The following is a 4563-nucleotide window of genomic DNA, read 5'->3' on the forward strand; positions in this document are numbered from 1 at the left end:
CTTTCCCCTCTTCGAGGGCCGATGCGTGTTCTTTTAAGGCCTGACGGACCGTGCCTTTACCGTTGTGGCATGCCAATTAAATGAACGCCCTAGGAAAACATTGAAATTTAAAACGCCATCTCACATGATTGATTAGGGTGTTGCGATGATCATCTGAATCTACAGCGGCGTACTTCGCAAAGCAGTCCGATTGAGGTACGCCTTTATCAAGGATAATAGCGATTGCTGGCCTGTTCGTTGGCTATTTCGGATGCTGGATGTTCATCCAAGCGGATACTATGCCTGGAGCAGTAAGCCTCTGTCAAAACGCGATAAAGCCAACCGACGCCTAACAGGACTAATAAAGCAATTCTGGCTGGAGTCTGGAGGCGTGTACGGCTACCGAAAAATCCATTCAGATTTACGGGACATCGGTGAACGATGCAGTATTAACCGCGTTCACCGACTCATGGATCGGGAAGGGTTACGTGCCCAGGTTGGCTATCGAAGGCCTCGTCATCGAGGCGGAGAAAGTCACGTTGTGGTTCCAAATCGGCTGTATCGGGAATTTAATCCCGCTGCGCCTGATGAAGCCTGGGTAACGGATATCACTCACGTCCGAACTCACGAAGGCTGGCTATATCTGGCGGTTGTCGTAGACTTGTTCTCCCGAAAGGTCATCGGCTGGTCAATGCAGCAACGAATAACAAAAGATATAGTGCTCAACGCTCTGTTGATGGCTGTATGGCGCAGGAATCCAAAGCAAAAAGTGACAGTACACTCAGATCAAGGAAGTCAATATACCAGCCATGACTGGCAGGCATTCCTAAAATCAAATGGTCTGGAGGGAAGTATGAGCCGACGAGGTAACTGTCATGATAACGCCGTTGCAGAAAGCTTCTTCCAGCTGCTGAAGCGAGAAAGAATAAAAAAGAAAATTTACTCAACCAGAGACGATGCTCGTACTAACATATTCGATCACATCGAAATGTTTTATAACTGCAAACGCAAACATGACTCCAATAATTTACCGTCACCAGTAGAGTATGAAAAACGCCATGTTCAACGGCTGGGAAGTGTCTAGGTTAGTAGTGGCGATTCAAATAGTTATTTAGGTGCTCAGATCGTTGGAAAGCTAAAAATAATCCTCAGCCACTGACTGAATAACGGAAATCATTTAATCAACACAGCTCCATGCGGTTTACAGAGGTAAAAAATGAGGATATGTTATTTATTCAACCATAAAGTAACTCATATTCAAATCTAAAGACAAGTTGGAATATGGAGCTGAAATGTCGAGAAATGAATTTAAATACAGTAGTCGATATAGGTCGTTGTCTATTTCACAGATTTTTTTGTATGTTGGAATAATTATCCTTATTACTCCTCAATTGTTAGAGCTAATTGGTTTTATTGCTGACCTTTACTTTGCTCAAGCGCCTGAAGAAGGAAAAGAGCAATTTAAATCAGCTTACAGCTTAAGGATATTGGCTGGTTCATTTTTTTTAAGTTTTATTTTTCTTATTCTAAGTTTTTTACTTTCTAAGTTCGATAAGTAGTTTTTAAAATAAAGGGATTTTGCATAAAATTAAAATTATTCTTACCATCAATTGCTTTTTTTATACTTTTTATTGGTGAAGCCAGTGCTGATAATAAGTTATTAAAATGCGATAATTGTACAACCTCACAAACTATGTCGCTTGTTGCAGGACAAAACGTAAATGAATCTCCCTTCCATAATTTCTATGTGGTGGATTTTATAAAAAGAAAATTTATTTTTATCGACTAACATCAATTCCTGAAATTGGCAGATTCGATGTCACTCGACTATCGCTATCAAGCTCAACTCAAGCCGCAGTGGATGAATATTATTGCATCTTCCACTTCTGGTTCTGAGTGTACCAGTGCCGAACGTATGTATAGTTATGTAACAGATTCTAGTGTTAGAACTGAAGCTTATCAAAACGCAATTATTCAGCAACCAGTAAGACAGAGTATAAGTATCGCTTGGAATAATCTAATTGATGTAGCGAACATATCTGTTAGTGTTGGTGGTGTGGAAGTAGATTTATTTAAGAAAGAAACCGAAGTGTTTTTTCCTGACGGTGGCTACATGCGTGTTGTCAACCGCCCAAATGTTCCCCAAATGGCTGTAATTCCTGGTTCTGCATTAGATTGTAATGGTAATAGTATTCCAACTACCAGGGACGAAGTTCCTGGTACGTATTATCATTCAACATTGGCTGAAAACGAGAACTTTAGAGAGTATGTTAGATCGTTTGGCGTGGGGGTCAGGGTAAATAACAAAACTTGCTATACTGGACCGATTCAGACGAAATGTATGCCCTCAAGTAAAGATCCGGATAAGATGGAGTGCATTGCTGTTATTCCTGAATGCTTCTATTGAATTCCATAGCAATAAATATAGCTATTAGCTGGAATTAGTTTTAGCTAATAGCTTATTCACATAATTTAAAGCTATTGATATCCTCGAAGATGAAAATCGGCGGCTTAAAGCGATGTTCGCAGACTTAAGTCTGGAACACCGAATACTGAAAGATATTGTTGAAAAAAAACTGTAAAGCCAGCGATAAAGCGTGAGTTGGTCGACTATGCGCGAGAGCAGCATGGTGCCAGTTTACGGCTTGCTTGTCGCGCTGTTGGCATTAGCGATTCGGTTTATCGTTATCAGTCTGACCACACGCGGGATGATTTACTCATAGCCAAGCTTCTTGAAGCTGTCGAGCGATATCCCGCCTACGGGTTCAGTAAACTCTTCAAAATCCTGAGGCGCTGGGGCTTTCGGTGGAATCATAAGCGTGTACATCGGATTTATTGTGAGCTGAAGCTGAATAAGCGACGCCGTGGTAAACGGCGTCTACCAGCGAGAAATCCTGAACCAATGGCTGTTCCGACACAGGCGAACCATTGTTGGTCCATGGATTTCATGTCCGATAGTCTCCAATGCGGACGACGATTTCGGACATTCAATCTGGTAGATGACTTCAACCGTGAAGCACTGACTATCGAGATTGACCTTAATCTGCCATCTCAACGCGTTGTCAGAGTGTTGGAGCGCGTTGTGGCCTGGCGTGGCTACCCCAATAAGCTGAGAATGGACAACTGACCAGAATTCATATCAGTCACACTGGCCAGTTGGGCAGAAGAGCATGGTATTGCACTGGAGTTTATCAAACCTGGTAAACCAACACAGAACTCATTCATCGAAAGATTCAACCGGACTTTGAGGTGATTTTAAAAGTGCTCCATTTGGGCGTAGTATTAGCACTTTGCTAAACGCAATAGCATCGTATAACGACGTAAGAAAATAGAGAATAATTATGAAACATCCATTTAAAATGAAAACACTGGCCCTTGTGCTGTTGAGTGTCAGTGCTTTATCTTCCTGTTCGAAGCCTGAATTGGTAACAGAAAAAGCCACTACCGAAGGCGTGCAACTGCTTACCGATGAGTCTCGTCTAACTATTTACTACCCGGTAGAGTTAACTTCCGATTTAAGTGATCTTAGCGACAAACAAAAGCAATTAATTGGGCTTCTGATTGATGCCTCTAAAATTATGGATAATCTATTCTGGCAGCAAGCTTTTGGTGAAGATAAAGCGCAATTTCTAGCCAAGCTTGACGATCCTAAAGTGAAAAAGTTTGCCGAAATTAACTATGGTCCTTGGGATCGGTTAAATGGTGATAAACCGTTTTTAAGTGGATATGGCCCTAAAGCCCATGGCGCAGAATTTTATCCTCACGATATGACCAAAGCCGAATTTGAGCAACAGGATTTTACCGATAAAAAAGGCTTGTATTCGGTGGTCGAACGCAACAAAAACGGTGAACTCATCACCCTTCCGTATTCTGAAAAGTACAAAAAAGAACTTAGCCAGGCTGCCCATATTCTAAAAGAAGCAGCCAACTATGCTGAAGATCCTGCCTTTGCTGATTACCTCAATATGCGTGCTGAAGCCTTAGTTACAGACAACTATCAGGCCTCTGACTTTGCCTGGATGGATATGAAGAACAATCCCATTGATGTGGTGATTGGGCCCATTGAAACTTATGAAGATCAACTGTTTGGCTACCGTGCTGCCTTCGAGTCTTATGTGTTGGTTAAGGATATGGCATGGAGCGAAAAACTCGCCAAATATGCTCAGTATTTGCCAGCGTTACAGGTTGGGTTGCCTGTAGACGATAAATATAAAGCGGAGACTCCAGGGTCGGATGCTGATCTTAACGCTTATGATGTGGTTTATTACGCCGGCCATTCCAATGCGGGCAGTAAAACCATTGCCATTAACCTGCCAAATGACGAACAAGTTCAGCTACAAAAAGGCACCCGTCGCTTGCAACTGAAAAATGCCATGAAGGCTAAGTTTGATCATATTTTGGTGCCCATTGCTGAGCAATTAATTGCGCCTGCGCAAAGAGAACACATTACCTTTAATGCGTTCTTTGCCAATACCATGTTCCATGAAGTGGCCCATGGCTTAGGCATAAAAAATACCATTAACGGTAAAGGCACGGTTCGTCAGGCCTTAAAAGAACACGCATCAGCCCTCGAAGAGGGGAAAG

Annotated in this window: 3 protein-coding genes and 2 pseudogenes; all 5 read left to right on the top strand. The window is 42.3% G+C overall.

Going from position 1 to position 4563, the window contains the following annotated elements:
* Positions 1 to 169 precede the first annotated feature (169 nt).
* Positions 170 to 1063: pseudogene (locus KO501_RS18235) on the top strand (IS3 family transposase); the annotation flags it as partial.
* A gap of 208 nt (positions 1064 to 1271) precedes the next feature.
* Positions 1272 to 1538 (top strand): hypothetical protein, encoded by a 267-nt coding sequence (locus KO501_RS18240; protein WP_216031141.1) that lies wholly within the window; start codon positions 1272 to 1274, stop codon positions 1536 to 1538.
* Between the two features lie 257 nt (positions 1539 to 1795).
* On the top strand, positions 1796 to 2386 hold the full coding sequence (locus KO501_RS18245) for a hypothetical protein (RefSeq protein ID WP_216031142.1): 591 nt from the start codon (positions 1796 to 1798) through the stop codon (positions 2384 to 2386).
* Between the two features lie 82 nt (positions 2387 to 2468).
* Positions 2469 to 3229 (top strand): annotated as a pseudogene (locus KO501_RS18250) (IS3 family transposase); the annotation flags it as partial.
* A gap of 91 nt (positions 3230 to 3320) precedes the next feature.
* The coding region (locus KO501_RS18255; RefSeq protein WP_216031143.1) for a Zn-dependent hydrolase at positions 3321 to 4563 on the top strand (1243 nt) is incomplete at its 3' end.

Source organism: Alteromonas sp. C1M14, from assembly GCF_018860965.1.
Taxonomy (GTDB): Bacteria; Pseudomonadota; Gammaproteobacteria; order Enterobacterales; family Alteromonadaceae; genus Alteromonas.

Coding starts and splice junctions, on each gene's coding strand:
- KO501_RS18240 (WP_216031141.1), top strand. CDS start 1,272: ATGTCGAGAAATGAATTTAAATACAGTAGTCGATATAGGTCGTTGTCT.
- KO501_RS18245 (WP_216031142.1), top strand. CDS start 1,796: ATGTCACTCGACTATCGCTATCAAGCTCAACTCAAGCCGCAGTGGATG.